This window comes from Serratia sp. NGAS9, from assembly GCF_009905295.1.
GTDB classification, from domain to species: Bacteria; Pseudomonadota; Gammaproteobacteria; order Enterobacterales; family Enterobacteriaceae; genus Serratia; species Serratia bockelmannii.
Genome location: NZ_CP047605.1, coordinates 2,710,694 through 2,736,163 on the forward strand (window position 1 = coordinate 2,710,694; position 25,470 = coordinate 2,736,163).

22 protein-coding genes are annotated in these 25,470 nt (G+C 60.2%); 10 read left to right on the forward strand and 12 right to left on the reverse strand.

Annotated features, from left to right (window positions below; genetic code table 11):
• Positions 1-46 precede the first annotated feature (46 nt).
• Positions 47-1,216 (reverse strand): serine-type D-Ala-D-Ala carboxypeptidase DacD, encoded by a 1,170-nt coding sequence (gene dacD, locus GUC32_RS12995; RefSeq protein WP_369435264.1) that lies wholly within the window; start codon positions 1,214-1,216, stop codon positions 47-49.
• Positions 1,217-1,498: 282 nt separating this feature from the next.
• Here dacD and GUC32_RS13000 point away from each other — a divergent pair, with 282 nt between their 5' ends.
• On the forward strand, positions 1,499-3,805 hold the full coding sequence (locus GUC32_RS13000; protein ID WP_197832015.1) for an FdhF/YdeP family oxidoreductase: 2,307 nt from the start codon (positions 1,499-1,501) through the stop codon (positions 3,803-3,805).
• A gap of 15 nt (positions 3,806-3,820) precedes the next feature.
• On the opposite strand, the gene GUC32_RS13005 is transcribed toward GUC32_RS13000, so the two are convergent.
• Positions 3,821-4,675, reverse strand: coding sequence for a LysR family transcriptional regulator (locus GUC32_RS13005; protein WP_049205484.1), 855 nt, complete (start codon positions 4,673-4,675; stop codon positions 3,821-3,823).
• A 99-nt stretch (positions 4,676-4,774) separates the two neighbouring features.
• On the opposite strand from GUC32_RS13005, the gene gloA reads away from it, so the two are divergent.
• The gene (gene gloA, locus GUC32_RS13010) at positions 4,775-5,302 is read left to right on the forward strand and encodes a lactoylglutathione lyase (RefSeq protein WP_060433164.1); all 528 of its coding nucleotides are present in this window, start codon (positions 4,775-4,777) and stop codon (positions 5,300-5,302) included.
• A gap of 187 nt (positions 5,303-5,489) precedes the next feature.
• Entirely contained in the window at positions 5,490-7,424 is a 1,935-nt protein-coding gene (locus GUC32_RS13015; RefSeq protein ID WP_025303013.1) for an exoribonuclease II, read from the forward strand.
• Positions 7,425-7,489: 65 nt separating this feature from the next.
• Here the strand turns inward: GUC32_RS13015 and GUC32_RS13020 are convergent, their stop codons facing one another.
• A complete protein-coding gene (locus GUC32_RS13020; protein ID WP_060447740.1) occupies positions 7,490-8,800 on the reverse strand; it encodes an MFS transporter in 1,311 nt (436 codons plus the stop codon).
• 30 nt (positions 8,801-8,830) lie between these two features.
• Positions 8,831-9,994, reverse strand: coding sequence for a M20 aminoacylase family protein (locus tag GUC32_RS13025; protein ID WP_025303015.1), 1,164 nt, complete (start codon positions 9,992-9,994; stop codon positions 8,831-8,833).
• A gap of 385 nt (positions 9,995-10,379) precedes the next feature.
• On the opposite strand from GUC32_RS13025, the gene GUC32_RS13030 reads away from it, so the two are divergent.
• On the forward strand, positions 10,380-12,446 hold the full coding sequence (locus tag GUC32_RS13030) for a carbon starvation CstA family protein (RefSeq protein WP_025303016.1): 2,067 nt from the start codon (positions 10,380-10,382) through the stop codon (positions 12,444-12,446).
• A 48-nt stretch (positions 12,447-12,494) separates the two neighbouring features.
• Here the strand turns inward: GUC32_RS13030 and fsa are convergent, their stop codons facing one another.
• Positions 12,495-13,160, reverse strand: coding sequence for a fructose-6-phosphate aldolase (fsa, locus tag GUC32_RS13035; protein ID WP_049205488.1), 666 nt, complete (start codon positions 13,158-13,160; stop codon positions 12,495-12,497).
• A 149-nt stretch (positions 13,161-13,309) separates the two neighbouring features.
• On the opposite strand from fsa, the gene GUC32_RS13040 reads away from it, so the two are divergent.
• The 4 genes from GUC32_RS13040 to osmB all read left to right on the forward strand — a co-directional run bounded on the left by GUC32_RS13040 (position 13,310) and on the right by osmB (position 17,942).
• Positions 13,310-14,209, forward strand: coding sequence for a glycyl-radical enzyme activating protein (locus GUC32_RS13040; protein WP_049205489.1), 900 nt, complete (start codon positions 13,310-13,312; stop codon positions 14,207-14,209).
• Positions 14,210-14,213: 4 nt separating this feature from the next.
• Positions 14,214-16,646 carry a formate C-acetyltransferase/glycerol dehydratase family glycyl radical enzyme gene (locus GUC32_RS13045; RefSeq protein ID WP_369435265.1) on the forward strand — a complete coding sequence of 811 codons (2,433 nt, stop codon included), beginning with the start codon at positions 14,214-14,216 and terminating at the stop codon, positions 16,644-16,646.
• 50 nt (positions 16,647-16,696) lie between these two features.
• The gene (locus GUC32_RS13050) at positions 16,697-17,443 is read left to right on the forward strand and encodes a DNA-binding transcriptional regulator YciT (protein ID WP_004930631.1); all 747 of its coding nucleotides are present in this window, start codon (positions 16,697-16,699) and stop codon (positions 17,441-17,443) included.
• Between the two features lie 280 nt (positions 17,444-17,723).
• Positions 17,724-17,942, forward strand: a complete 219-nt coding sequence (gene osmB / locus GUC32_RS13055) for an osmotically-inducible lipoprotein OsmB (protein ID WP_004945176.1) — start codon at positions 17,724-17,726, stop codon at positions 17,940-17,942.
• 190 nt (positions 17,943-18,132) lie between these two features.
• On the opposite strand, the gene yciH is transcribed toward osmB, so the two are convergent.
• Together yciH and pyrF are read right to left on the reverse strand one after the other, a co-directional pair.
• A complete protein-coding gene (gene yciH / locus GUC32_RS13060) occupies positions 18,133-18,459 on the reverse strand; it encodes a stress response translation initiation inhibitor YciH (protein WP_261464170.1) in 327 nt (108 codons plus the stop codon).
• Positions 18,460-18,469: 10 nt separating this feature from the next.
• The gene (pyrF, locus tag GUC32_RS13065) at positions 18,470-19,198 is read right to left on the reverse strand and encodes an orotidine-5'-phosphate decarboxylase (RefSeq protein ID WP_049205533.1); all 729 of its coding nucleotides are present in this window, start codon (positions 19,196-19,198) and stop codon (positions 18,470-18,472) included.
• Positions 19,199-19,527: 329 nt separating this feature from the next.
• Here pyrF and GUC32_RS13070 point away from each other — a divergent pair, with 329 nt between their 5' ends.
• Both GUC32_RS13070 and GUC32_RS13075 read left to right on the forward strand, forming a co-directional pair.
• Entirely contained in the window at positions 19,528-19,788 is a 261-nt protein-coding gene (locus GUC32_RS13070) for a YdgH/BhsA/McbA-like domain containing protein (protein WP_025303021.1), read from the forward strand.
• 172 nt (positions 19,789-19,960) lie between these two features.
• Positions 19,961-20,260 carry an Arc family DNA-binding protein gene (locus tag GUC32_RS13075; RefSeq protein WP_025303022.1) on the forward strand — a complete coding sequence of 100 codons (300 nt, stop codon included), beginning with the start codon at positions 19,961-19,963 and terminating at the stop codon, positions 20,258-20,260.
• Between the two features lie 61 nt (positions 20,261-20,321).
• On the opposite strand, the gene lapB is transcribed toward GUC32_RS13075, so the two are convergent.
• From lapB to GUC32_RS13100, 5 genes are all read right to left on the reverse strand, one after another.
• Positions 20,322-21,494 carry a lipopolysaccharide assembly protein LapB gene (gene lapB, locus GUC32_RS13080; protein WP_025303023.1) on the reverse strand — a complete coding sequence of 391 codons (1,173 nt, stop codon included), beginning with the start codon at positions 21,492-21,494 and terminating at the stop codon, positions 20,322-20,324.
• Between the two features lie 6 nt (positions 21,495-21,500).
• Entirely contained in the window at positions 21,501-21,803 is a 303-nt protein-coding gene (locus GUC32_RS13085) for a LapA family protein (protein WP_025303024.1), read from the reverse strand.
• Positions 21,804-22,095: 292 nt separating this feature from the next.
• Positions 22,096-22,893 (reverse strand): SDR family oxidoreductase, encoded by a 798-nt coding sequence (locus tag GUC32_RS13090; RefSeq protein WP_060433167.1) that lies wholly within the window; start codon positions 22,891-22,893, stop codon positions 22,096-22,098.
• On the reverse strand, positions 22,890-24,413 hold the full coding sequence (locus GUC32_RS13095; protein ID WP_369435266.1) for an FGGY family carbohydrate kinase: 1,524 nt from the start codon (positions 24,411-24,413) through the stop codon (positions 22,890-22,892). Before GUC32_RS13095 ends, GUC32_RS13090 begins: the two co-directional genes overlap by 4 nt.
• Positions 24,406-25,470, reverse strand: coding sequence for an ABC transporter permease (locus GUC32_RS13100; RefSeq protein WP_049295734.1), 1,065 nt, complete (start codon positions 25,468-25,470; stop codon positions 24,406-24,408). Before GUC32_RS13100 ends, GUC32_RS13095 begins: the two co-directional genes overlap by 8 nt.

Genomic DNA, 25,470 nt, shown 5'->3' on the forward strand with positions numbered 1-25,470 from the left:
GCATTCGCACCAGTATACCACCGGGGGCCGCCGCCCGCCCGACGAGTCAGAGCCTCAGCTTCACGTAATCCACCAGGCGCGAGAACACGCCGCCCTGCGGTACCGCCTGCAGCGCCACCAGCGGTAGGGTTTTCACTACCTGGCCATTGTCGCTGATGCGGATCTCGCCGACGGTTTGCCCTTTACCAATCGGCGCTTCCAGCCGCGCGGTATTGATCACGTACTGCGCCTTCAGCTTGTCCGCTTCGTTTTTTGGCAGGCTGAGCGACTGCTCTTGCACGCTGCCGACCGGTAACCGGTGATTCTCGCCGTACCAGACTGGCTCTTCCCCCAGGCTCTGGCCGGCGCTGAACAGGTGTACCGTGGTAAAGTCGCGCAGCCCCCAGCTCAGCAGCTTGCGCGCCTGTTCCTCGCGGCCTTTGGAACTTTTGCCGCCCATCACCACGGCAATCAGGCGGCGATCCCCTTCGGTGGCGGAGGCGATGATGTTGAAGCCGGCCGAGGCGGTGTGCCCAGTTTTCAACCCATCGACGTGCAGCGTCTTATCCCACAGCAGGCCGTTGCGGTTCTGCTGCGTGATACCGTTCCAGGTCAGCGATTTCTCGCTGTACATGTGGTATTCCGCCGGCTCACTCATGATGATGGCGCGCGCAACCACCGCCAGATCGCCGGCGGTGGTGAATTGCCCCGGCGCATCCAGCCCGTGTACCGTTTCGAAATAGGTGTTCTGCAGGCCCAGCTGCGCGCTCTTCTCGTTCATCAGCTTGACGAAGTTGGCCTGGCTGCCCGCCACATAGTCCGCCATCGCCACGCAGGCGTCGTTGCCGGAATCGATGATGATACCGCGGCTGAGATCGCGAACCGTGACCCTGTCACCAGGCTTCAGGAACATCAACGAAGAGCCTTTGAACACCGGGTTGCCCTGCGCCCAGGCGTCTTTCCCCACGGTGACGACATCGTCGAGGCCAATCTTGTGCTGATCGAGCGCGTGGTCGATCACCAACCCGGTCATGAGTTTGGTCAAGCTGGCCGGGTTGCGCCGTTCGTCGGCATTGTCGGCCGCCAGTACCTGGCCGGTAGTGTAATCCATCAAAACGTAAGAGGCGGCGTCTATCGCCGGTGGGGTCATGGTGGGAAAATGGGGCGTCGTTTCCGCCGCCTGCGCCGCTAAAGGCAGTAATATACCGCCGATCACCACTGATACTGAACGCTTCACGCTGTGTTCCTCAGGCCCGCAGGCTGAATAAAATACCAATATAATCCGCGAGATAGACTGCATGAATTCACTTTCAGACGAAACCATTACTCTTTTGCAGCGGGTGTCTTTATGCAACCATTTGTTTAGGTCAGCGTCCGCCTGCGATAGATACGCTCTATGCCGCCATTGCCCCATTCGATTAGACGCCTGCCTGCCACGCCCCTAAACTTGTGACATAAATACGCAAGACGCATAAAAAAGCGTTTACTTTTTAGCTACAACCACCTGCGAAGTGTCACCATGAAATTCAAACCGTCAATCAAGCCTTATACCGGCCCAGCGGGCGGCTGGGGTTCGCTTGAAGCCACCACCCGCTTTGTCCTCGACAGTAAACAAACGCTAAAAAACATGCGCAACCTGATGCGCGTCAACAAGGCACGCGGCTTCGACTGCCCCGGTTGCGCCTGGGGCGACGACAACCACAGCACCTTCAGCTTCTGCGAAAACGGCGCCAAAGCGGTCAGTTGGGAAGCGACGCGCAGCGCCGTGGAGCCTGAGTTCTTCGCCGCCCACAGCGTCAGCACCCTGCAGCAGCAGAGCGACTATTTCCTCGAATACCAGGGTCGCCTCACCCATCCGATGCGCTACAACGCCGAAACCGACCACTATGAGCCTATCCATTGGCCGGACGCGCTGGCGCTGATCGCCAAGCACATCAACGATATGGACAACCCGAACCAGATCGAGCTGTATACCTCGGGCCGCGCCAGCAACGAAGCGTCGTACCTTTATCAGCTGTTCGGCCGCATGCTCGGCACCAGCAATTTCCCCGACTGCTCCAACATGTGTCACGAAGCGAGCGGCGTCGGGCTGAAGCAGAGCATCGGCGTTGGCAAAGGCACCATCCGCATCGATGACTTCGAAAAGGCCGACGCCATCTTCGTGTTCGGTCAAAACCCCGGCACCAACCACCCGCGCATGTTGCACAGCCTGAAAAACGCCGCCCGACGCGGCGCGCGTATCGTCAGTTTCAACACCCTGCGCGAACGTGGGCTGGAAAGGTTCGCCGATCCGCAGGATCCGGTACAGATGCTGACGCCAAAATCCTCACCGATCAGCTCTTCCTATTACCAGCCAAATCTGGGCGGCGATATGGCAGCGGTGCGCGGCATGGTGAAAGCGCTGCTGGAAACTCACCGCCAGCGTATGGCCGCTGGTGAACCCGCCCTGTTCGACCTGGCATTTATCGAACAGCACAGCGTCGGCGTGGAGGCTTACCTGGCACAGGTGGACGCGACCGAGTGGCAGACCATTACCGCGCAATCGGGCCTGAGCGAAGCGCAATTGCGCCAGGCGGCGGCCACCTACCAGGGTGCCGAACGGGTGATCTGCACCTGGGCGATGGGCGTGACTCAGCATAAACACTCTATTGCGACGGTGCGTGAAATCACCAACCTGCAGCTGCTGTTCGGGCAACTGGGTAAACCGGGCGCCGGTCTGTGCCCGGTGCGCGGCCACAGCAACGTCCAGGGTAACCGCACCATGGGGATTGATGAGAAGTCGCCGAAGGCACTGCTCGACAGCCTGGAACGCCACTTTAACTTCACCGCCAATCGCGCGGTGGGGCACAACACGGTGGAAGCGATCGAAGCGATGCTGCGCGGCGAAGTGAAAGTGCTGATCGCGCTGGGCGGCAACCTGGCCGCCGCAGCGCCGGACACCGAGCGCACCGCCCGCGCCCTGCGCAACTGCGATTTGACGGTGCATATCAGCACCAAGCTTAACCGCAGCCACCTGGTGACCGGCAAAGACGCGCTGATCCTGCCGACGCTCGGCCGCACCGAACTGGACATGCAGGCCAGCGGCTCGCAGTACATCACGGTCGAGGATTCATTCAGCATGGTTCACGCTTCGGAAGGCATCGGCAAACCGCTGGCGGATACTCAACGTTCGGAGACGGCGATCGTCTGCGGTATCGCCGACGCCGTGCTGGGTACGCAACAGCTGGACTGGCTGGAACTGGCCGACGACTATTCGCTGATCCGCGATCATATCGCCGCCACCATTCCCGGCTTCGAGGATTTCAACCGGCGCTGCGACCAGCCCGGCGGTTTCTACCTGGGCAATGCCGCCGCCGAACTGCGCTTCGCCACGCCGAGCGGCAAGGCGGAATTCAGCGCCGCCGCGCTGCCGACCACCCTGTTCCCGCAGCTGGGCGACGAGCAAGCGCCGTTTACCCTGCAGACGCTGCGCTCGCACGATCAGTACAACACCACCATCTATGGTCTGGATGACCGCTATCGCGGCGTTTACGGCCAGCGCGAAGTGTTGTTCATCCATCCGGAGGATCTGGCGGCACTGGGCCTACAGGATGGCGAACGGGTAGAGATAGAAACCCTGTGGAACGATGGCGTGGTGCGTAAAGTGGACGGGTTCAAGCTGGTGAGTTACGACATTCCGCGTGGCAACCTGGCGGCCTACTACCCGGAAACCAACCCGCTGGTGCCGCTGGCCAGCTTCGGCGACGGTACCGGCACCCCGACCTCGAAGTCGATCCCGGTGGTGATTCGCCGCAGCGAGCAGCAACCCTCGCTGCGTATTGCCTGAACATGCGCGCCCGGTTCACGCCGGGCGCGCCAATATTTCCAGGATAGTCTGCAACTCGTCGGACAGCTGATGCCGTCGCCAGACGAAGTACAGATCGCTCACGCCCTCCTCACCCATTTCCACCACCTTCAACCCTGGTGCCGGCAAGATCAGCGGCAGCAACGAACCGGGCACGCAGGCCACGCCGCAACCGGCCTGCACGCAGGCCGCCATCGCGGCATAAGACTCCATTTCCAGCGTCATGCGCGGTTTCAGCCCGCGCGAGGCCAGCCAGTGATCCACCTTCAGGCGAAACGAACATTCGCGGCTGAACGTGTAAAACTCCAGCGGCACCAGCGTGGCGGCGTCGGGTTCCCCGACATCGGCCGGCATCAGCAATACCAGCCGTTCATCGAATGCCTTTTGGCTGGCCAGTAACGGATGCTCAATCGGGCCGTCGGTGATCGCCAGGTCGAGATCGCTGTCGATCAGCATGCGTTCCAGCACCAGCGAGTCGCGGCTCAGTACGTTGATGTGCAGATGAGGCTGTAAACGGCGCAGCCTGGCAATACGCGCCGGTAAATGGCTGACCAGCGAGAAATCCAGCGCCCCGAGGTTCAGCAGCCCATGCTGATGCTCGCCGGCGAACAGCTGCTTGCTGCGCTCCGCCTGCGCCACGATGTCGCGCGCCTGCTGATAGAACAGCCGTCCTTTGGGATTGACGTACAGCCGGTTCTTGTCGCGGAAAAACAGCTCGCCGCCCAGCGACTCCTCTAGTTCACGCAGCCGCAGCGTGACGTTGGAAGGCACGCAGTGCAGCTCGCGGGCGGCGGCGGCGATGGTTTTGTGTTCCACCACGGTGCAGAAAAACTTCAGCTGGCTCAGCTTCATCTATCATTCACTTTTAGTTAGTGTTTTAGTTAAAAACAATTACTTTAGATTAGCATCGATTTCACCTACAGTCTGCCGACACCCTGAGGAGGATCACTGATGCCACTGAATGATTTACTGACGCTGCCCGGCGTGGCAGCCCAACCGGACGCGGTAACCGACGGTTACGTGTTCAACCACACCATGATCCGCGTGAAGGATCTGGCCAAAGCGCTGGATTTCTATACGCGCGTGCTGGGCTTTACCCCGGTCTATCTGGAAGAGTTCAAAGAAGCCGCTTTCACCATCTGCTACCTGACGCGCAGCCCGCGCGAGCAGATCCCGCAGGATGACGACGAACGCAAACGCTGGGCGCTGAGCCAGCCGGGTATTCTCGAGCTGACCCATAACCACGGCACCGAAAATCAGGCGGATTTCCACTACCACAACGGCAACAGCGAACCGCGCGGCTTTGGCCACCTGTGCGTCACGGTGCCGGACGTGCACGCCGCCTGCGAGCGGTTTGAGCGCCTGGGCGTCACCTTCCAGAAACGCCTGCATGAAGGCCGCATGAACTACGTGGCGTTCATTCGCGATCCAGACGATTACTGGATTGAAATCCTGCAGCCGACGCCGCTGCGGGACTGATTGTCCCACGCCCTTCACCCCGGCCTGCGCGCCGGGGTTTTTCATCGTTCGCCCTTCGATTGACCATTCTTGCGCAAAATCGCGCGGCAACGCGGGGTTCCGTGACGTTAGGCTTGCTCGCAGCGGGTGATTCGCGTAAAACTGTCAGCCGCAAATCTTGCCACTCACAACCCATTCACTGGACGATATGTTTCAAGATAACCCGCTGCTGGCGCAGCTTAAACAGCAACTTCACTCTCAGACCCCGCGCGTTGAAGGCGTCGTGAAAGGGACCGAGAAAGGCTTTGGCTTTCTTGAAGTAGACGGTCAAAAAAGCTACTTCATTCCACCGCCGTACATGAAGAAAGTCATGCACGGGGATCGCATTATCGCCACCCTGCACACCGAGAAAGAGCGCGAAATCGCCGAGCCGGAAACCCTGGTCGAGCCGTTCCTGTCGCGCTTTGTCGGCCGCGTGCAAAAGCGCGACGATCGCCTGTCCATCGTGCCCGATCATCCGTTGCTGAAAGATGCGATTCCGTGCCGCCCGGTGCGTGAACTGACCCACAACTTCCAGGCCGGCGACTGGGCGGTGGCGGAAATGCGCCGCCATCCGCTGAAAGGCGATCGCGGCTTCAACGCCGACCTGACCCACTTTATCACCGAAGGCGAAGACCATTTCGCCCCGTGGTGGGTGACGCTGGCGCGTCACAACCTGGAAAAAGAGGCGCCGGAGATGCAGGCCCTCAGCGAGCCGGACGCTGCGCTGGTGCGTGAAGATCTGACCGCGCTCGAATTCGTCACCATCGACAGCGCCAGCACCGAGGACATGGACGATGCGCTGTACGTGACCGACAACGGTGACGGTTCGCTGCAGTTGACCATCGCCATCGCCGATCCGACTGCCTACGTCGAACAAGGCAGCAAGCTGGACGATATCGCCCGCGTGCGCGCCTTCACCAACTACCTGCCGGGCTTCAACATCCCGATGCTGCCGCGCGATCTGTCGGACAACCTGTGCTCGCTGCGCCCTAACGAGCGCCGCCAGGTGCTGGCTTGCCGCGTGACCATCGCCGCCGACGGCGCGCTAGGCGACGATATTCAGTTCTTCGCCGCCGAGATCGAATCCAAAGCCAAACTGGTGTACGACGAAGTCTCCGACTGGCTGGACGGCATTGCCGGCTGGCAACCGCCGAGCGACGCCATCGCGCAACAAATCACCCTGCTGAAGCGCGTTTGCGATGCGCGCAATGCCTGGCGCCACCAGCATGCGCTGGTGTTCAAAGATCGTCCGGACTACCGCTTCGTGCTGGGTGAAAAAGGCGACGTGCTGGAGATCGTTACCGAGCAGCGCCGCAGCGCCAACCGCATCGTTGAAGAGTGCATGATCGCCGCCAACGTCTGCGCCGCCATCGTGCTGCGCGATCGCCTGGGCTTCGGCGTGTACAACGTGCACACCGGTTTCGATCCTGCACTGGTTGAACAAGCGGTCACCGTGCTGCAGGCCAACGGCGTGGAAGCCGAAGCCGAGAAGCTGCTGACCCTCGACGGTTTCTGCGAACTGCGCCGCCACCTGGATGCGCAGCCGACCCAGTTCCTCGACAGCCGCATCCGTCGCTTCCAGACCTTCGCCGAGATCAGCACTACGCCGGGGCCACACTTCGGTCTGGGTCTGGAGGCTTACGCCACCTGGACATCGCCGATCCGTAAATACGGCGATATGGTCAACCATCGTCTGCTGAAGGCGATCATCAACCAGCAACCGGCGGAAAAGCCACAGGATGACGTCACGGTGCAGCTGGCGGAGCGCCGCCGCCTGAACCGCATGGCGGAGCGCGACGTCGGCGACTGGCTGTACGCCCGCTTCCTGCAGGACAAGGCCGGTACCGATACCCGCTTCAACGCCGAGATCATCGACGTGACCCGTGGCGGCTTGCGTGTACGCCTGCTGGACAACGGCGCGGTTGCCTTCATCCCGGCACCGTTCATTCACGCGGTGCGTGACGAGATGCAGTGCAGCCAGGAAACCGGCACCGTGCAGATTAAAGGCGAAGTGGTTTACCGCCAGAGCGATACCTTGCAGGTCACCATCGCCGAAGTGCGCATGGAAACCCGCAGCGTGATCGCCCGCCCGGCGGCCTGAACGCCAGCCTGAAACGGTCGCAACGCAAAGCGCCGACGGTGAAAACCGCCGGCGTTTTTTTTCGGCTAGCGCAGCGGCTCTCCGCCGGTTTCACGCAGCAATGGCAGCACCGCCAGCGAAGCCAGCGTAGCCACCATCAGATAGACGGCGGGCGCCAGCAGCGAACCGCTCAGCGCGATCGACTGCGAAGCGATGTACTGGGCGAAGCCGCCGAAGATCGCCACCCCGAGGCTGTAGACCAACGCAAACCCCAGCGCACGAATGCGCTGCGGGAACAGCTCCGAAATCATCAACATGGTCGGCACCGAACCGAGCGTGGTCAACCCGACCAGCACCGCGACGATCAGCAGCAGCACCGCAGGATGCGGCACCGCGCTCAGCCACCAAAACGCCGGCAGGGCCACGATCAGAATCGCGATCCGCGACCCGCGGATCAGCGGCAGACGGCCGTAACGATCGCACCAGTGCCCGACCAGCAGACTGCCGCCGAAGGTGATGAGCCCCGCCAATAGCATCGCGGCATAACCGTAGGCCTGCGCCATTCCCAGGTATTTCACCGCGTAGGTGCCGAGATAATACATCGAGATGTAAGTGGCGACGGTGGCGCCGATGGTCAGCATCACACCGAGCACTACCGCCCGCGAGTGCTGGCGCAGCTGAGCAGGCGGCTCGTGAGCCCGCGCCACCGACGGCCGATCGCTTTCCAGCCCGAGACGCAGCCAGCAACCGAGCGGCGCCAGCGCCACGCCGATAAAGAATGGAATGCGCCATCCCCACTCGGCCATGGCGTTCGGTTCGCCGGAAAGTACCGGCAAGGCCGCGCTGAGCGCCAGCGCGGTGACGCCGCCAACCACGGTGGCGATGCCCTGCGTCGCCAGTGACCAGCTGGAATAGAAACCGCGCCGATGGGGCGGCGCCGACTCCACCAGCAACGACATCGACGCCCCCACCTCGCCGCCCGCCGCTACGCCCTGGATCAGACGCGCGGCCACCAGCGTGGCGGTTCCCCAATAGCCGGCGCTGGCGTAGGTAGGCGCAAAGCCGATCATCGCCGTGCCCAGGCTCATCAAGGAAATCGTCAGGATCATCGCCGGCTTGCGGCCACAGCGATCGGCATAGGCGCCAATCAGAATGCCGCCCAGCGGCCGCATGAAAAAGCTGACGCCGAACGTGGCAAACGCCAACAGCAACGCCAGATGCGGATCGCTAGACGGGGGAAAAAACAATACGCTGATATAAATAACGAAGAAGTTATAAATACCGAAATCGAAAAACTCCAGCGCATTGCCGAAGGAGGCGGCGAATATGACCTTTTTGCCACCGACCTTCGGGGCCGATATTATTTCCGTTTGGGTTTCAGCCGTATTTTCACTCATCATTATCTTCCCTGTTATTATTTTTCGCGTTTATTTTAAATACGCTTCCGCCAACGCTCCCCAATACTGGCTGCCGGCCGCCAGACAGCCGTCATTGAAGTCATATCCCGGGTTATGCACCATGCAGCTGCCTTCGCCATCGCCGTTGCCAACGATCAGGTAGCAGCCCTGCGGATGTGCATCGAGCATGAAGGAGAAATCTTCGCTGCCCATCAGCGGCCGGGCACCGTAGTGCGCGCGGGCGGCGCCGAACTGCTGCTCCGCCACACGGTGGGCAAAGCGGGTCATCGCTTCGTCGTTGACCAACACCGGCGTACCGTTAACGTGCTCCACCACCGCGTGGGCACCGAAGCTTGCCGCCTGCGCCTCGATCAGCGCCGGAATGCGCGCCAGCAGGATTGCGCGCGCCTGACGATCCAGAGAGCGTACGCTGAGCTTCATTTCCGCGCTGTCCGGGATCACGTTGGCCGCCTCACCGGCCTTGATGCTGCCGACGGTGATCACGGCCGCCTCCAGCGGATCGATATTACGCGAAACGATGCTCTGTAGGGCGACAGTGATATGCGAGGCCACCAGCACGGGATCGACCGCCAGCTGCGGGATGGCGCCGTGGCCGCCACGCCCCTGCACCCGCACGTTGAACTGATCCATCGAGGCCATAAACGGACCGTGTTGGAAGAAGAACTCGCCGAGCGGCATCCCCGGCATGTTGTGCATGGCGAAGATGGCGTCGCAGGGGAAGCGCTCGAACAGCCCCTGTTCCACCATGCGCGCGCCGCCGTTCAGCATCTCTTCCGCCGGTTGGAAAATCAGGTGCAGCGTGCCGTTGAAGTTGCGCGTTTGCGCCAGATAGCGGGCGGCACCGAGCAACATAGTGGTGTGCCCATCATGGCCGCAGGCGTGCATGCGGTTGGCCACGCTGCTGCTCCAGGGCTTGCCGTTGTTCTCTTCGATCGGCAGAGCGTCCATATCGGCACGCAATCCGAGGCGCTTAACGCCGTCGCCCACCCGCAACGTACCCACCACGCCGGTGCCCGCCAATCCGCGGTGCACCTCATAGCCCCACGAACTCAGATAATCCGCCACCAGATCGCTGGTGCGAAACTCTTCGAAACCCAATTCAGGGTGCTGATGAATATCGTGCCGAATGGCCGTGAGCTGCGGTAAATACCCTTCGATGATTTTATTTATCATAATTAAATTCCTTTCGTAGCTTTATTATTTATTTGATGAATGATTAAGCCTGCGGGTGAAAATAAAGGTATAACATGGCATGAATAATTTTATTTCGGCACGCCTCGACAGATAAAATAATAATCCGCCAGACACCGTGCCCAGATAAAAAACGACGATAATTCGCTGTGCGCGCCGTGAAAATGCAGAATGAATAACTGCTCAGGATGGTGTGGGCGACAGCCTGCGCCAACGCGGTTTCATCACGTTGTTTTTACACTAAAACCCCACCTGCTTCACATTTCTCATCCGACCTGCCGCGGTTCGGCGGCAAAACTTCTACTGTTAAAACGTCATTCCTAATAACAACGTTGATTTTTACCTCTGCACGCCAAGGAGTTGTTTCATGAAAAACATCAGGTCCGGATTTATCTGGCTGCTGGTGGCGTTGGTCGGCGCCTTCGCTTTCGCCATGCTGGCGCTCAGCCGTGGCGAGCACGTCAACGCCGTCTGGCTGGTGGTCGCCGCCGTCGCCTGCTACAGCATCGCCTACCGCTTCTACAGCCGGTTCATTGCCGACAAGGTCTTTGAACTGGATGACCGTCGTCTGACCCCGGCAGAACGTCACAACGACGGCCTGGACTACGTGCCCACCAACAAATGGGTGCTGTTCGGCCACCACTTCGCCGCCATCGCCGGTGCCGGGCCGCTGGTGGGGCCGATCCTGGCCGCGCAGATGGGCTTCCTGCCGGGAACCATCTGGATCCTGGTCGGCGTCATGCTGGCCGGCGCGGTGCAGGATTTCCTGGTGCTGTTCATCTCCACACGCCGCGACGGCCGTTCGCTGGGGGAAATGGCCAAGCAAGAGCTGGGCGCGTTCGCCGGGGTGATCACCATGCTCGGCGCACTGGGGGTGATGATCATCATCCTGTCGGCGCTGGCGCTGGTGGTGGTAAAAGCGTTGGCCGACAGCCCGTGGGGGCTGTTCACCATCGCCGCCACCATCCCGATCGCCCTGTTCATGGGCATCTACATGCGCTTTATCCGGCCGGGCAAAATCGCTGAAATTTCGGTGATTGGCTTCGTGCTGATGCTGCTGGCGATCGTTTACGGCGGCAACGTGGCGCAAGATCCCTATTGGGGGCCGTTCTTCACGCTGCACGGCACCACCCTGACCTGGGTGCTGGTGATCTACGGCTTCGTCGCCTCGGTGCTGCCGGTGTGGCTGCTGCTGGCGCCGCGCGATTACCTTTCCACCTTTATGAAAATCGGTGTCATCATCGGCCTGGCTATCGGCATCGTCTTCGCCATGCCGGAGATGAAAATGCCGGCGGTCTCGCGCTTCATCGACGGCAGCGGCCCGGTGTTCGCCGGCGCCCTGTTCCCGTTCCTGTTCATCACCATCGCCTGCGGCGCCATTTCCGGCTTCCACGCGCTGGTCTCCAGCGGCACCACGCCCAAGCTGGTGGAACGCGAAAGCCACATTCGCTTTATCGGTTACGGCGCCATGCTGATGGAGTCTTTCGTCGCCATCATGGCGCTGATCTGCGCCTCGGTGCTGGATCCGGGCGTTTACTTCGCCATGAACTCGCCGGCGGCACTGATCGGCACCACGGTGGAAAATGCTTCGCAGGTGATCAACAGCTGGGGCTTTATCGTCACGCCGGAAACGCTGGCGCTGATCGCCAAAGAGGTGGGCGAGAACTCCATCCTGTCGCGCGCCGGCGGCGCCCCGACCTTCGCCGTGGGCATGGCGCACATCATCAGCGAGGTATTCAACAGCCGGGCGATGATGGCCTTCTGGTACCACTTCGCCATTCTGTTCGAAGCGCTGTTCATCCTGACCGCCGTCGACGCCGGTACCCGCGCCTGTCGCTTTATGGTGCAGGATTTGGTGGGCGTGGCGGTACCGCAGTTGGCCAACAACCGCTCCTGGTTCGGCAACCTGGCGGGCACCACGGTGGCGGTGGCCGGTTGGGGTTTCTTCGTGTATCAGGGCGTGGTCGATCCGCTCGGCGGCATCAATACCCTGTGGCCGCTGTTCGGTATCGGCAACCAGATGCTGGCGTCGATGGCGCTAATCCTCGGCACCGTGGTGCTGTTCAAGATGAAAAAACAGCGCTACGCTTGGGTCACCATTTTACCGACCGCCTGGCTGTTCGTGACCTCCATGACCGCCGGCTGGCAGAAGATCTTCCACGAGAAACCGAGCATCGGTTTCCTGGCGCAGGCGAAGAAATTCTCCACCGGCATCGAGCAAGGCACGATCATTGCGCCGGCCAAGTCTTTGAAAGACATGGAAACCATCGTGTTCAGCAACCAGATCAACGCCGCGCTGTGCGGGTTCTTTATGCTGGTGGCGGTAACCATGCTGATTGCCGCCTTCTTCGCGATCCGCCGGGCGCTGCGTTCCGAACAGCCGACGACGCACGAGGTCGGCGCCGCGCTGCGAGAGGAGACCGGCCGCGGCTAAGCGAACCGAGCATCAAGCAAGGGCGCCGCGGCGCCCTTTTTACTGGCTTTAGCCTAACAGCGTTGAGCCGAACGCCCCCTGCCAATCCTGCTCGAACTTCTCGACCGCGGCCTGCACCGCCGGCGCACTGAGGAACTGCTCCGCCACATCCACCGGCAGCGTGATGGCCTGGCAGCCCGCCAGCAGGCATTCCAGCGCCTGGCGCGGTGTTTTGAAGCTGGCGGCCAGCACCTGCGCCGACGGCGCGTGCAGGCTCAGCAGCTGCTGCAGCTCGTGCACCATTTCAATACCGTCGCCGCCCTGCGCGTCAACCCGATTGACGTAAGGCGCCACATATTCCGCCCCGGCCAAGGCGGCCAACAGCCCCTGCCCGGCACCGTACACCGCGGTGCCCAGCGTCGGGATGGACATCGTTTTAAGCTTCTTGATCGCCGCCAATCCCTCCGCGGTTGCCGGGATCTTCACCACCAGCCCCGGTACCCGCTGGCTGAGCAGCGACGCCTCCGCCACCATGCGCTCCGCATCGGCCGCCATCACCTGCGCGAATAGCTTGCCGGTGCCGCCAAGGGCGTCGCGCAGCGCAGGCAGCACTTCCCAGATCGGCTTGCCTTCCTTCGCCACGATGCTCGGGTTGGTGGTGACGCCGTGCAGCGGCAGAATGCGCGCCAGGCGTTTTACCGCGGTCACATCGGCGGTATCGAGATAAAGCTCCATCACGGACTCCTGTGTCATGTTCTGTGGGCGGATTCAAACTCTGATCATCATAGGGCAAAAACCCCGTCACCTTTTGATCAAAATCAATTCAACTTTCATTCGAAAGATCTTTAATGGCGAAAGATTCAGCAACGCCAAACGGGTGATTCATGTTCTTCAATCTGCAGCGCTACTCGACCCATGATGGCCCCGGCATCCGCAGCGTGGTCTTTTTAAAAGGGTGCCCGCTGAGCTGCCGCTGGTGTCAGAACCCGGAAAGCCGCTCGCGCCACGCGGATCTGCTGTTTGACGAGCGCCTGTGTCTGAGCGGCTGTACGCTGTGCACCGAGCGCTGCCCACAAGGCCTGCTACGTGACGAGGGCGCACTGACGCTGCGGCGCGACGTCATCAGCGCAGACGACTACGCGGCGCTGGCCGCCGCCTGCCCAACCGGCGCGCTCAGCCTGTGCGGCAGCGTGGTCAACCCCGACGATATCATGGCCGAGGTGATGCGGGATAAGCCTTTCTACCTGCGCAGCGGCGGCGGTTTAACGCTGTCCGGCGGCGAACCCTTTATGCAGCCGGAAGTCGCGGCGGAGCTGCTGCGGCGCGGCCGCGAAGCCGGCATCCACACCGCCGTCGAATCCTGTCTGCATGTGCCGTGGCATTACATCGCCCCTTCGTTGCCCTGGCTGGATCTGCTGTTGGCCGATCTCAAACACACCGATGAAGCGCGTTTCAAAACCTGGACCGGCGGCTCGGCCCGCCGGGTGATGAACAATTTTCGCCGGCTGGCGGCGCACGGCGTGCCAATGACCGTGCGCGTACCGCTGATCCCCGATTTCAATGCCGATCGCCACTCTGTCCGCGCGATTGTCGACTTCGCCGCCGACGAGATCGGCGTATCGGAGATCCACTTTCTGCCGTACCACACGCTGGGCATCAACAAGTATCACCTGCTCGGCGAACCCTACCGTGCCGCCCGCACACCGCTGGACGCGCCCGATTTGCTGGCCTTCGCCGAAACGTACGCCGGCGCCAAAGGCCTGACCGCCATTTTGCGAGGATAACGCCATGACCACATTGGATTTGACCACCCTCAGCGCCCGTATTCAGGCGCATAAGAACGCGCTGATCCACATCGTCAAACCGCCGGTGTGCACCGAACGCGCGCAGCACTATACCGAGGCCTATCAGCAGCATCAGGATCGGCCGCTGCCGGTGCGCCGTGCGCTGGCGCTGGCCAACCACCTGGCGAAGCGCAGCATCTGGATCGCCAACGACGAGCTGATCGTCGGCAACCAGGCCAGCGAGCTGCGCGCCGCGCCGATCTTCCCCGAATACACCGTCGGCTGGATAGAAAACGAGATAGACCAGTTGGCAGACCGGCCGGGTGCCGGCTTCTCAGTCAGCGAAGAGAATAAGGCGATTTTGCACCGTCTGTGCCCATGGTGGCGCGGCCAAACGGTGCAGGATCGCTGCTACGGCATGTTCACCGACGAACAAAAGGCGCTGCTGACCACCGGCATCATCAAGGCCGAGGGCAACATGACCTCTGGCGACGCCCATCTGGCGGTCAACTTCCCGCTGCTACTGGAACAAGGCCTCGACGGCCTGCGCGAAAAAGTGAACGCGCGCCGCAGCCGCCTGCGCCTGACCGAGTGGGAAGATCTGCACAAAGCGCAGTTTCTCAACGCTATCGATATCGTGCTGACGGCGCTGAGTGAGCACATCCTACGCTTCGCACGCCTGGCGCGCGATATGGCGCAACGCGAAACCCGCGACTGGCGTCGCACCGAGCTGCTGGCTATCGCAGACAACTGCGACCTGATCGCCCATCGCCCGCCGCAAACCTTCTGGCAGGCGCTGCAACTGTGCTATTTCATCCAGCTGACGTTGCAGATCGAATCCAACGGCCATTCGGTTTCCTTCGGTCGCCTCGACCAATATCTTTATCCCTGGTATCGGCGCGACGTGGAGCTGGAGCAAAACCTGGCGCGGGAAGACGCCATCGAGCTGCTGCACAGCTGCTGGCTGAAGCTGCTGGAGATCAACAAGATCCGCTCCGGCTCGCACTCCAAGGCCTCCGCCGGCAGCCCGCTGTACCAAAACGTCACCATCGGCGGGCAAAAACGGGTCGATGGGCGGCCGTGTGACGCGGTCAATCCGCTGTCCTACGCCATTCTCGAATCCTGCGGCCGCCTGCGTTCCACCCAGCCCAACCTCAGCGTGCGTTACCACGCCGGGATGAGCGCCGATTTCCTCGACGCCTGCGTACAGGTGATCCGCTGCGGCTTCGGCATGCCGGCATTCAATAACGACGAAATCGTCATTCCCGAGTTCATCAAGCTGGGGGTCGAGCCGCAGGACGCTTACGACTACGCCGCCATCGGCTGTATCGAGACCGCCGTCGGCGGCAAATGGGGCTATCGCTGCACCGGCATGAGCTTCATCAACTTCGCCCGCGTGCTGCTGGCGGCGCTGGAACAAGGCCGCGACGCCACGTCCGGGCAGATTTTCCTGCCGCAGGAACAGGCGCTGTCCAAAGGAAATTTCGCCGATTTCGAGCAGGTCTTAACCGCCTGGGATCGGCAAATTCGCTACTACACGCGCAAGTCGATCGAGATCGAGTGCGTGGTGGACAGCGTGCTGGAGGAGAACGCTCACGATATCCTCTGCTCCGCGCTGGTGGATGACTGCATTGAACGCGGCAAAAGCATCAAGCAAGGCGGCGCCAAATACGATTGGGTTTCCGGCCTGCAGGTCGGCATCGCCAACCTGGGCAACAGCCTGGCGGCGGTGCGCAAACTGGTGTTCGATCAAGGGGCGATCGGCCAGCAGCAGCTGGCGACCGCGCTGGCCGAAGACTTCGCCGGGCTGGATGGCGAACAGCTGCGTCAGCGGCTGCTCAACGCCGCGCCCAAATACGGCAACGATGTGGACGAGGTCGATCGGCTGCTGGTGCGCGCCTACCAAACCTACATCGAAGAACTGAAACAGTACCGCAACACCCGCTTCGGCCGCGGGCCGATCGGCGGCGGCTACTACGCCGGCACCTCGTCGATTTCGGCCAAGGTGCCCTTCGGCGCCGCTACCCTGGCCACGCCGGATGGCCGCAAGGCGCACGCGCCGCTGGCGGAAGGCGCCAGCCCGGCGTCCGGCACCGACCACCTGGGGCCAACGGCGGTGTTCAATTCGCTCGCCAAGTTGCCAACCGAGGCGATCCTTGGCGGCGTGCTGCTCAATCAAAAGCTGAATCCGGCGACGCTGGACAACCCGCGCGATAGGGAAAAGCTGATGCTGATGTTGCGCACCTTCTTCGAGAGCTATCGCGGTTGGCATGTGCAGTACAACATCGTGTCGCGCGAAACGCTGCTGGCGGCGAAGCAACACCCTGACCAATATCGTGATTTAGTGGTTCGCGTAGCTGGCTATTCCGCTTTCTTTACCGCATTATCCCCTGAGGCGCAGGATGATATTATTGCGCGCACAGAACATACTCTTTAAACCTTTGACTCTTAGCGGCCGCGCCTTGGCGGCCGCATCATCAGGCCGATATGAATTTACGACAACAGACCATATTGCAGTTGGTTAACGATCGCCGGCGGATCAGCGTCAATGAGCTGGCGCGGGCCTCGGGCGTATCGGAAGTCACCATCCGGCAGGATCTCAACCTGCTAGAAAAACGCAGTTATTTGAAGCGAGTACACGGTTCCGCCGTGGCGTTGGAAAGCGACGACGTCGACGCTCGCATGATGTCCAATTTCACCCTCAAACAACGATTGGCACAGTACGCTGCGGCGCAGGTCAACGACGGTGAGACGATCTTCATCGAGAGCGGCAGCGCCAACGCCCTGCTGGCGCGCTACATCGCCGAACGCAAGCGTATTACGCTGATCACCGTCAGCCACTATATCGCCAACCTGCTGAAAGAAACCGACTGCGACGTGATTGTCCTCGGCGGCATGTATCAGAAGAAAAGCGAGACCGTGGTCGGCCCGCTCACACGGCTGTGCATTCAGCAGGTGCATTTCAACAAGGCGTTTATCGGCATTGACGGCTTTCAGGCCGAAACCGGCTTTACCGGCCGCGACATGATGCGCGCCGACGTGGTCAGCGCGGTGCTGGCCAAGGGCGTGGAGAATATCGTGCTGACGGACTCCAGCAAATTCGGCCAGATCCAACCCAACCCGCTGGCGCAGCCGGGGCAAATCAGCCGAGTGATCACCGATTCACGCCTGGCGCTGGAGTATCAGCATCAGCTGAAACGCCAGGGCGTACAGGTGGAGCTGGTCAACGAATAACGCGGGCCGCCACCGCACCTCTCGCGTCGCGCGGGCCACGCCGCGCGCCGTTTCCCTTGTGCAACGGGATTTTAAGACTATTTACCTGTTTATCCTTTCAGAGAAATCTATACTCAGTTTCGGTCACTTTTGGGCCGTAACCTGCTAATTATTCGGCCGTTAACAAAAAGTGCCATTTTTTATATCGATACTGTACGGGAATCAACAGCAGGCCTGATTTATGGTTAGCGCCTATACTTAGAGGGCACTTCCATATAGCCAATGCTAAGGAGAAGTCATTATGATGATTATCAATAAACGTTTCGCCACCGCCGCTCTGGCTCTGACTCTGGCGTTTTCACTGAGCGCCTGTTCCAACATGTCCAAACGCGATCGCAACACCGCTATCGGCGCCGGCGCCGGTGCAGTCGGCGGCGCAGTGCTGACAGACGGCAGCGCGTTGGGCACGCTGGGTGGGGCTGCGGTAGGGGGCATCATCGGTCACCAGGTTGGCAAATAACCTTTCCGATGTTCCTCTGCCGACAGGCGGGCAAAAGCGCCGAGGCGCTTTGACGTATTAACCAGAATAACGATGATTTCAGGTCTGCTTTACTTTAAGTCTATGCTTCTTTCGCCGTTAACGGGCTAACCCCCGGCAGCAACAGCCTCAAGCCATGCCGCAGCATTGCACTGCGGCATGGCGATTCGCCTCAACCGCCCGCCAGTTTGACCTTCATGCCTTTGGCTTCCAGTAGCTGTTTGAGCAGATCGCGTTTATCGCCCTGGATCTCGATGATCCCGTCTTTCACCGAACCGCCGCAGCCGCATTTCTTTTTCAGTTCGGCCGCCAGTTTGTCGAGCGCAGTGTCATCCAGATCGACGCCGGTAATCAGGCACACGCCCTTCCCCTTGCGGCCGCTAGTCTGACGCTGGATGCGCACGATGCCGTCGCCCTTGGCGCGTTGCGGTTTAACGTCTTCCTGCTTGATGCGGCCGGTGTCCGTGGAATACACCAGGCGGCTGTTATCGTCATTCATCGGCGGTTCCTCAGGCCAAAGAGGCGCGGATCGCGCGCAGCGTCGCGGCCGGATCCGCAGATTGGGTGATCGGACGCCCAATCACCATGTAGTCCACGCCAGCGGTCTGCGCCTGCACCGGCGTCATAATGCGGCGCTGATCGCCCGCCGCGCTGCCTTCAGGGCGGATCCCCGGCGTCACCAGCTGGAAAGCCTGCCCGCAGGCGGCCTTCAGGCGCTGCGCTTCATGAGCCGAACACACCACGCCGTCCAGCCCGCAGTCGCGGGTCAGGCGCGCCAGGCGCTCGGCGTGTTCCGCCGGGCTGGCTTCGATACCAATGCCGCGCAGGTCTTCCGCTTCCATACTGGTGAGCACCGTCACGGCGATCAGCAGCGGCGCATCCGCCCCGAATGACGTCAGCGCTTCTTTAGCGGCGGTCATCATGCGCGCGCCGCCGCTGGCGTGGACGTTGACCATCCAAACGCCCAGCTCGGCCGCCGCCGCGACCGCATGCGCGGTGGTATTGGGAATATCGTGGAATTTCAGGTCAAGAAATACGTCGAAGCCACGCCCGTGCAGATCGCGCACCAGCTGCGGCCCGAACAGCGTGAACATTTCTTTGCCCACTTTCAGCCGGCAGTCTTGCGGATCGATACGGTCGGCGAACGCCAGCGCGGCATTCTTATCGGCGTAATCTAACGCCACAACGATTGGAGATGATTTTAAGTCATTGTTATTAGCGTTATTTTCAGACTTCATTTCTTCTACCTTCTGTAAAATAGACATAATCAGGGACTCACCCGCGAAACTGACCGCCGCATTCTACATGCAGGGGGCCAGAAATCCCAGCCGCAGCGCGCACCGGCGCTCTGTCATGTTACCTCTCACCTTTGTCATGGCGCGTCAACGAAAGCGCGCCAGCGATAAACCACGCAGCGTAAAACGCCGTAAAGATGCGTAAATTATCAATCAAATATTTTGAATAAATTACTCAGCATTATCAGATTTTCAATCGGCCAAGATGCTTTATTATTCACCACATCGGAAGCGAATGGCTTCCTTCCTAAATAAACAGACTGGAGTCACCTATGAAAACCATCAAATATTTTGCAGCCGCTGCCGCTATCGCACTGACCTCTTTCGCCACTTTCGCCGCTGAGCCGATCAGCAGCCAGCAGGCCGATAGCCTGACCGCCACCGGCGTCGTTTCCGCAGGTCATGCGACCACCCTCAGCAGCCTGGAGAAAAAACTGGCCGCTAAAGCGGATGCCCAGGGCGCCAGCAGCTACCGCATCATCTCCGCCGGTGGTAACAACATGCTGAGCGGCACCGCGGTCATCTACAAATAATGTTTCCGGTACAGGGCCCGCTCGCTCGGGCCCTGCCTCTGTTTCCCGCCTGAAAAAACCGCATCTTGCTCGCCTTACACTGTTACAAAAATATTAAATTTTTATTACACACTAGACACCCGATCGCCAGTGGCTTAGCTTGAAGGCATCTTCCTGCAGAAAGGCTTTCAAAATGAGCGAGATATCGACACTTACCATTAAAATTCCTCTGGCACTGAAGGAAAAAATCCGCGCCGCCGCCGCTGAAAACGAGTTTTCATTGAGCGTGGAAGTGTGCCAGCGCCTGGAAAGCAGCTTCAGCGCCCCCGCCGCCAAGGCAGAAAAACCGACCAAAAAGGCGGATGAGCTGCACCACGGCGAGATCGACAATCAAAGCACTGAAGAAGAGATTGAACAGCCGCTGAGCCAGAAAGAGCTGAAGAAACTGCGTCAGCTGTTGAAAACCGGCGCCAAAGGCGGCAAGAAAAAGTAAGCGATGAACGTAGAAAAACGGGGCGATGAATCGCCCCGTTTTATTTTGTCGCGCCGCCGCGTTATTGTCCGTCCAGACCGCGGATCGGTTTGACCGATGACCAGGCGCGGCACGACGGACAATGCCAATAGAGCGAGTGTGCGGTAAATCCGCACTTGTGGCAGCGGTAACGCGGCTTGGTGCGAATTTGCTCGCCGACCATATCGCGCAACAACAGCAGACTCTCTTTCGCACGGCCGTCTTCGGCGTCCGCCAGGTGATAATCCATCAACCGATAAAACACCCGCATAGTAGGATGACGCTGTAGCTGACGGTTGATATAGACCTGCACCACGTCGCGCCCTTCGTGCTGCTCGATGATCTCGGCCAACATCAGATCGGCGGTAGCGCCGGTGTTTTCTTCTACGCAGCGCTTAAGGAATTCAGCCCAGTTGTGCTGTTGTTCCGGCAGATGCGTGTAGCATTCCTGCAGCATCGGCAGCGTTTCGCTGACCAATTCTTTGTCCTGGCTCAGTACGCGCTGCAGCGACTCTGCCGCTTTGGCGTAGTCGTTTTGCGCCATGTAGATGCGCCCGAACATGATAGATACTCGTGCACACTGTTTATCGGCCGCGTCCGCACGCTTAAGTAAGCTCATCGCCCGATCGAGATCGTCACTGCCCATCGCCTGCAATGCCAGCTCACAGTAGAAATGCGCAATCTCGACGCGCTGTTTCTCTTTGCCCAGCTTGACCAGCTTTTCCGCCACGTCGATGGCTTTCTGCCAATCGCTGGTGGCCTGATGGATCACCAGCAACTGCTGCAGCGCCGATACGCGGAAATCCGCTTCGTCAGTCAACTGGCTGAACATGTCTTCCGCGCGATCGTACAGCCCGGCCGCCATATAGTCGCGGCCCAGCTGCTGTACCGCCAGCAGGCGCTGTTCGAAGGTCAGGGAAGCGCTTTCCATCAAAGCCTGATGGATGCGGATGGCGCGGTCGACTTCACCGCGCGAACGGAACAGGTTACCTAGCGTCAGGTGGGCTTCAACGGTGTTGCTGTCCTCTTTCAACATATCGAGGAACAGATCAACCGCCTTGTCCTGCTGGTTGGAAAGCAGAAAGTTCACCCCTGCCACGTATTCGCGCGACAGGCGGTTGGCTTCTTGCTGTTTATCCTGCTGAGCGCTTCTGCGCCCCATGTACCAACCGTACGCGGCAGCCACGGGCAGCAACAGAAACAGCAGTTCTAACATAGAGGGTTATTCCTTGCTGACAACGGCCTGAGCCGCCGGTTCAGCGGGCTGCTCAAGCTGCAGCTCCAGCCTTTTGATCTTGCGCTCGGCGCGGCCCAGCGCAATGCGCGTGCGCAGGTAGAACAAGCCGCAAATGATCCAGCCGAGAACGAAGCCGGCGCCAAACAGCGTGGCCAACAGGGTCGATACGCGATAATCGCCCTGCGCAACCAGATAGTTAAAATTGACCACCTGATCGTTATGCGCACCCAAAGTGACGGAAATCACGAAGATCACCAGAACCAACAAAAAAATCAGCAAATATTTCACATTCTTTCCCGCGATGCCGAGTGAATCGGATGAACGATGCCAAAACGTGGCGTCCCTAACCCTTAAGTTAGCATTTCCCGCTGCGGCAGGGAAACCCTGCGGCACGATAAAACCACATATCTGCTGGCATATTCGGCAGTAAACGGCTTTAGCGAACAAATTGATGAGAAAGCTTCTCAAAACGTCGAATTTATAAGGATATGGGGGCAACCGCGTGGATTGCAATGGCGGGAAAATGTAAGCGATTGATGCGGCGCCGATCCGACGCCGCGCTTTTTGTGACATCGTCACGTTAAGACATGATTAACCCGCCATCCACATTGATGGTTTGGCCGGTGATATAATCGGCATCATCTGAGGCAAGGAAGGCCACGAGACCCGCCACATCTTCGGGTTGCCCGGCACGCTTGAGCGGAATACCCGCCACCCACTCGGCCATCAACTCCCCTTTGCCGTAAGTTTTTTCCGGGCCGCTGAGAATTTCTCCCCAAACGCGGTCGTTATATTCCCACATCTCGCTTTCAATGATGCCGGGGCAGAATGCATTGACGGTGATGCCATGTGGCGCCAGCTCAAGCGCTAAACTCTGCGTAATGCCGATCACCCCCATTTTGCTGGCGGCGTAATGCGGTGTGTAAATAAACCCGTTACGCCCCTGGCCGGAAGAGGTGTTGATCAGGCGCCCCTTGCGCTGGCCGACCATATATTTAGCCGCCTCCCGGCAACAGAGCCAGACCGCCGTAGTATTTACCGCCAACACTTTCTCAAAATCGCTTTTGGGCATCTGGTCAAAACGATCGATAGTGATCACCCCGGCGTTCTGAATAGAAACGTCGATCGCGCCAAATCGCTCCCAGACCTGACGATAAAAATCAACTACCTGTGCTTCATCGGTAACGTCGAGGATGACCGGCAGCACCGCCACCCGATAACGCTGGCGCAGCGTTTCCGCCGCGGTCAGAATGCGCTCCGCATTCGATGCGATCGCCAGATTGGCACCCAAACTGGCGAAATGCTCGGCGATACCGGCGCCAATGCCGCGGCATGCGCCGGTAATCACCACGGTTTTCCCCGTGAAGTCACGATTCATGATTGTTCTCCTGTTATCAATGAGGCCATCTGCGGCCGCCACAAGGTGCGCTGTACCGCCTGCCGCCACGCGCTGTAGCTTTCCTGCAGCTGGTGGTGGCGCTGCATATCGGGTTTAAACTCATCATGTTGAGGCAACAGTGCCGCCAGTTGCCGATCGGTAGCTCCCCACAGGCTGCGCATCGCCATCAACGCCGCCCCCAGGGCCGACAGTTCCGCCGTGTTGCTGCGCCACACCGGGCAACCCAGCAGATCGGCCTGAAACTGCATCAGCCAGTCATTGCGGCTGGGGCCGCCATCGGCCATCAACCCCTGCAGCGCAAAACCCGGTTGTTGCCGCAGTACGCCGATCACATCGGCGATTTGATAAGCCACCGATTCAAAAGCGGCCCGCACCAAATGTTCTCGCCGCGTGCCGCGGCTGAGCCCGCAAATCACGCCGCGCGCCTGCTCATCCCACCAGGGTGCGCCGGCACCGGTCAGCGCCGGTACAAAATAGACACCACCGCTATCGGGCACGCGAACAGGTAGTTCACTCAACGGCGCTTCGTCCTCCGACGGCATGGCGGCGATATCCAGCATCCAGGCGATAGCGTCGCCGGTGTGGGGAATATTGCCCTCCAGTGCGTACTGCATGCGTCCACCGTCATGCCAAGCGATGGTCGTTGCCAGAGCGCTCGTATCGCATTGCGCGTCGGCGATTGGCGCCATCACCGATGATCCGGTGCCATAGGTGGCTTTGACCTGCCCAGCCTGACCCAGCGCATGGCCATAAAGCGCCGCATGCGAATCCCCTACCATCGCAGCAATTGGAATGCCGTCGGCAATGCCGTCCAATCCCAACGTCGTACCGAACAGATGGCTGGAGGGATGGATCGTCGGCAGCGCCTGACGGGGAATATTGAACAGCGCCAGCATCTGCTCGTCCCAATCGCCGGAAACAAGGTTCAGCAGCTGAGTGCGAGCGGCGTTGGAGATATCGCAACCGAATGCCTGTCCTCCGCTCAACTGCCACAGCAGCCAGGCATCGATGGTGCCCAGGCACAGCTCGCCGTTCTCCGCCAACCGCTGTCCCTCTTCGCAGTGATCGAGCAACCAACGCATTTTCGACGCCGAGAACAAGGGTGAAAGCGGCAAACCGGTGGCGCGACGTACTGCTTCCTCCTGCCGATCGCGTCGTAACCGCTCACAAAAGTCAGCAGAACGTGCGCATTGCCAGGTCAGTGCTGGCCCGATCGGCTGGCCATTGGAACGCCGCCAGCCGATGGCGGTTTCACGCTGGTTGCTGATGGCGATACCGGCAATGCGGGATGCTCCGGCCAACGCAATAGCCTCCCGCAATACCGCCAGAGAGGCCGCCAGCAAGGTCTCGCCCCGTTGCTCCACCCAACCGGGCTGCGGCGTCTGCAACGTCAGTGGCCTGCTGGCCCTGGCGACGATCGTACCCTGCGCATCCACCACCACGGCCTTGACGTTGCTGGTGCCCTCGTCCAACGCGACAATGCAGTCTGCTTTAACCATGGCTCACCTCAACCAGCGGCTGCACCGCTTTTTTTTCCTGGCGCTGCATCAGAATGACCTTGCTCTGCAAACGCTGCTGGAACTGGTCAATCACCACGGCGGTGACGATCACCAGCCCTTTAATCACCATTTGCCAGAACTCGCTGACGCCCATCATCACCAAGCCGTCCGCCAGAAAAACGATCACAAAGGCGCCGATGATCGAACCGAATACCCTGCCGCGACCACCGCTGAGCGCCGTACCGCCCAGCACCGTCGCGCCGATGGCGTCCATTTCGAACATATTGCCGGTCATCGGGTGCGCGGTTTGCAATTGTGAAGCGATGACCAGCCCCACCAGCGCCGCGCACAGCCCGGAAAACGCATAGACGAACATTTTCACTTTGACGATCGGCACCCCCGACAGCCGCGCCGCCGGCTCATTGCCGCCAATGGCATAGATATAACGGCCCAGCGGCGTTTTCTTAGTGAGATAGATCCCCAACAACACGATGGCCAACATCAGCCAAATCGGGTTGTAAATTCCCAGGAAGGTGCCGGACCCCAGGGCCGCGAAACCAGTGTTGCCCAGCGCTTCCATGCCCACCAGATTGGGATAGGTTTTGCCGTCCGCCGTCAGCAACGCGGCCCCACGCGCCACGTACATCGCCCCCAGGGTGCAGATGAATGGCGCAACACCGAGCCGCGTGATCAGCGTGCCGTTGATCAAACCCAACAACACGCCCAACAGCGCCACCGCGCCGATCACTTCAAAAACGTTGAGAAACAGCCGATTGCCCTCCCACAGCGGGATACCGACGGTCAATAGCGCACCGGCAATCATCCCGCACAAACCTGCCACCGCGCCGACCGACAAGTCGATGCCACCGGTGAGGATCACCAACGTCATGCCAACCGCCAGCAGCCCGGTAATCGCCACGTGCTGTGTCATGATCAGCAGATTAGAGACGGTCAGAAAATTCGGCACCATGCTGCTGAAGAACAGCACCACCAGCAACAGGGCGATGAAGGTGCGCGCCTGCAGCAAATACATATACAACCGATACTTGGTTTGCAT

Coding starts and splice junctions, on each gene's coding strand:
- GUC32_RS13000 (WP_197832015.1), top strand. CDS start 1,499: ATGAAATTCAAACCGTCAATCAAGCCTTATACCGGCCCAGCGGGCGGC.
- GUC32_RS13005 (WP_049205484.1), bottom strand. CDS start 4,675: ATGAAGCTGAGCCAGCTGAAGTTTTTCTGCACCGTGGTGGAACACAAA.
- gloA (WP_060433164.1), top strand. CDS start 4,775: ATGCCACTGAATGATTTACTGACGCTGCCCGGCGTGGCAGCCCAACCG.
- GUC32_RS13015 (WP_025303013.1), top strand. CDS start 5,490: ATGTTTCAAGATAACCCGCTGCTGGCGCAGCTTAAACAGCAACTTCAC.
- GUC32_RS13020 (WP_060447740.1), bottom strand. CDS start 8,800: ATGAGTGAAAATACGGCTGAAACCCAAACGGAAATAATATCGGCCCCG.
- GUC32_RS13025 (WP_025303015.1), bottom strand. CDS start 9,994: ATGATAAATAAAATCATCGAAGGGTATTTACCGCAGCTCACGGCCATT.
- GUC32_RS13030 (WP_025303016.1), top strand. CDS start 10,380: ATGAAAAACATCAGGTCCGGATTTATCTGGCTGCTGGTGGCGTTGGTC.
- fsa (WP_049205488.1), bottom strand. CDS start 13,160: ATGGAGCTTTATCTCGATACCGCCGATGTGACCGCGGTAAAACGCCTG.
- GUC32_RS13040 (WP_049205489.1), top strand. CDS start 13,310: ATGTTCTTCAATCTGCAGCGCTACTCGACCCATGATGGCCCCGGCATC.
- GUC32_RS13045 (WP_369435265.1), top strand. CDS start 14,214: ATGACCACATTGGATTTGACCACCCTCAGCGCCCGTATTCAGGCGCAT.
- GUC32_RS13050 (WP_004930631.1), top strand. CDS start 16,697: ATGAATTTACGACAACAGACCATATTGCAGTTGGTTAACGATCGCCGG.
- osmB (WP_004945176.1), top strand. CDS start 17,724: ATGATGATTATCAATAAACGTTTCGCCACCGCCGCTCTGGCTCTGACT.
- yciH (WP_261464170.1), bottom strand. CDS start 18,459: ATGAATGACGATAACAGCCGCCTGGTGTATTCCACGGACACCGGCCGC.
- pyrF (WP_049205533.1), bottom strand. CDS start 19,198: ATGAAGTCTGAAAATAACGCTAATAACAATGACTTAAAATCATCTCCA.
- GUC32_RS13070 (WP_025303021.1), top strand. CDS start 19,528: ATGAAAACCATCAAATATTTTGCAGCCGCTGCCGCTATCGCACTGACC.
- GUC32_RS13075 (WP_025303022.1), top strand. CDS start 19,961: ATGAGCGAGATATCGACACTTACCATTAAAATTCCTCTGGCACTGAAG.
- lapB (WP_025303023.1), bottom strand. CDS start 21,494: ATGTTAGAACTGCTGTTTCTGTTGCTGCCCGTGGCTGCCGCGTACGGT.
- GUC32_RS13090 (WP_060433167.1), bottom strand. CDS start 22,893: ATGAATCGTGACTTCACGGGGAAAACCGTGGTGATTACCGGCGCATGC.
- GUC32_RS13095 (WP_369435266.1), bottom strand. CDS start 24,413: ATGGTTAAAGCAGACTGCATTGTCGCGTTGGACGAGGGCACCAGCAAC.
- GUC32_RS13100 (WP_049295734.1), bottom strand. CDS start 25,470: ATGCAAACCAAGTATCGGTTGTATATGTATTTGCTGCAGGCGCGCACC.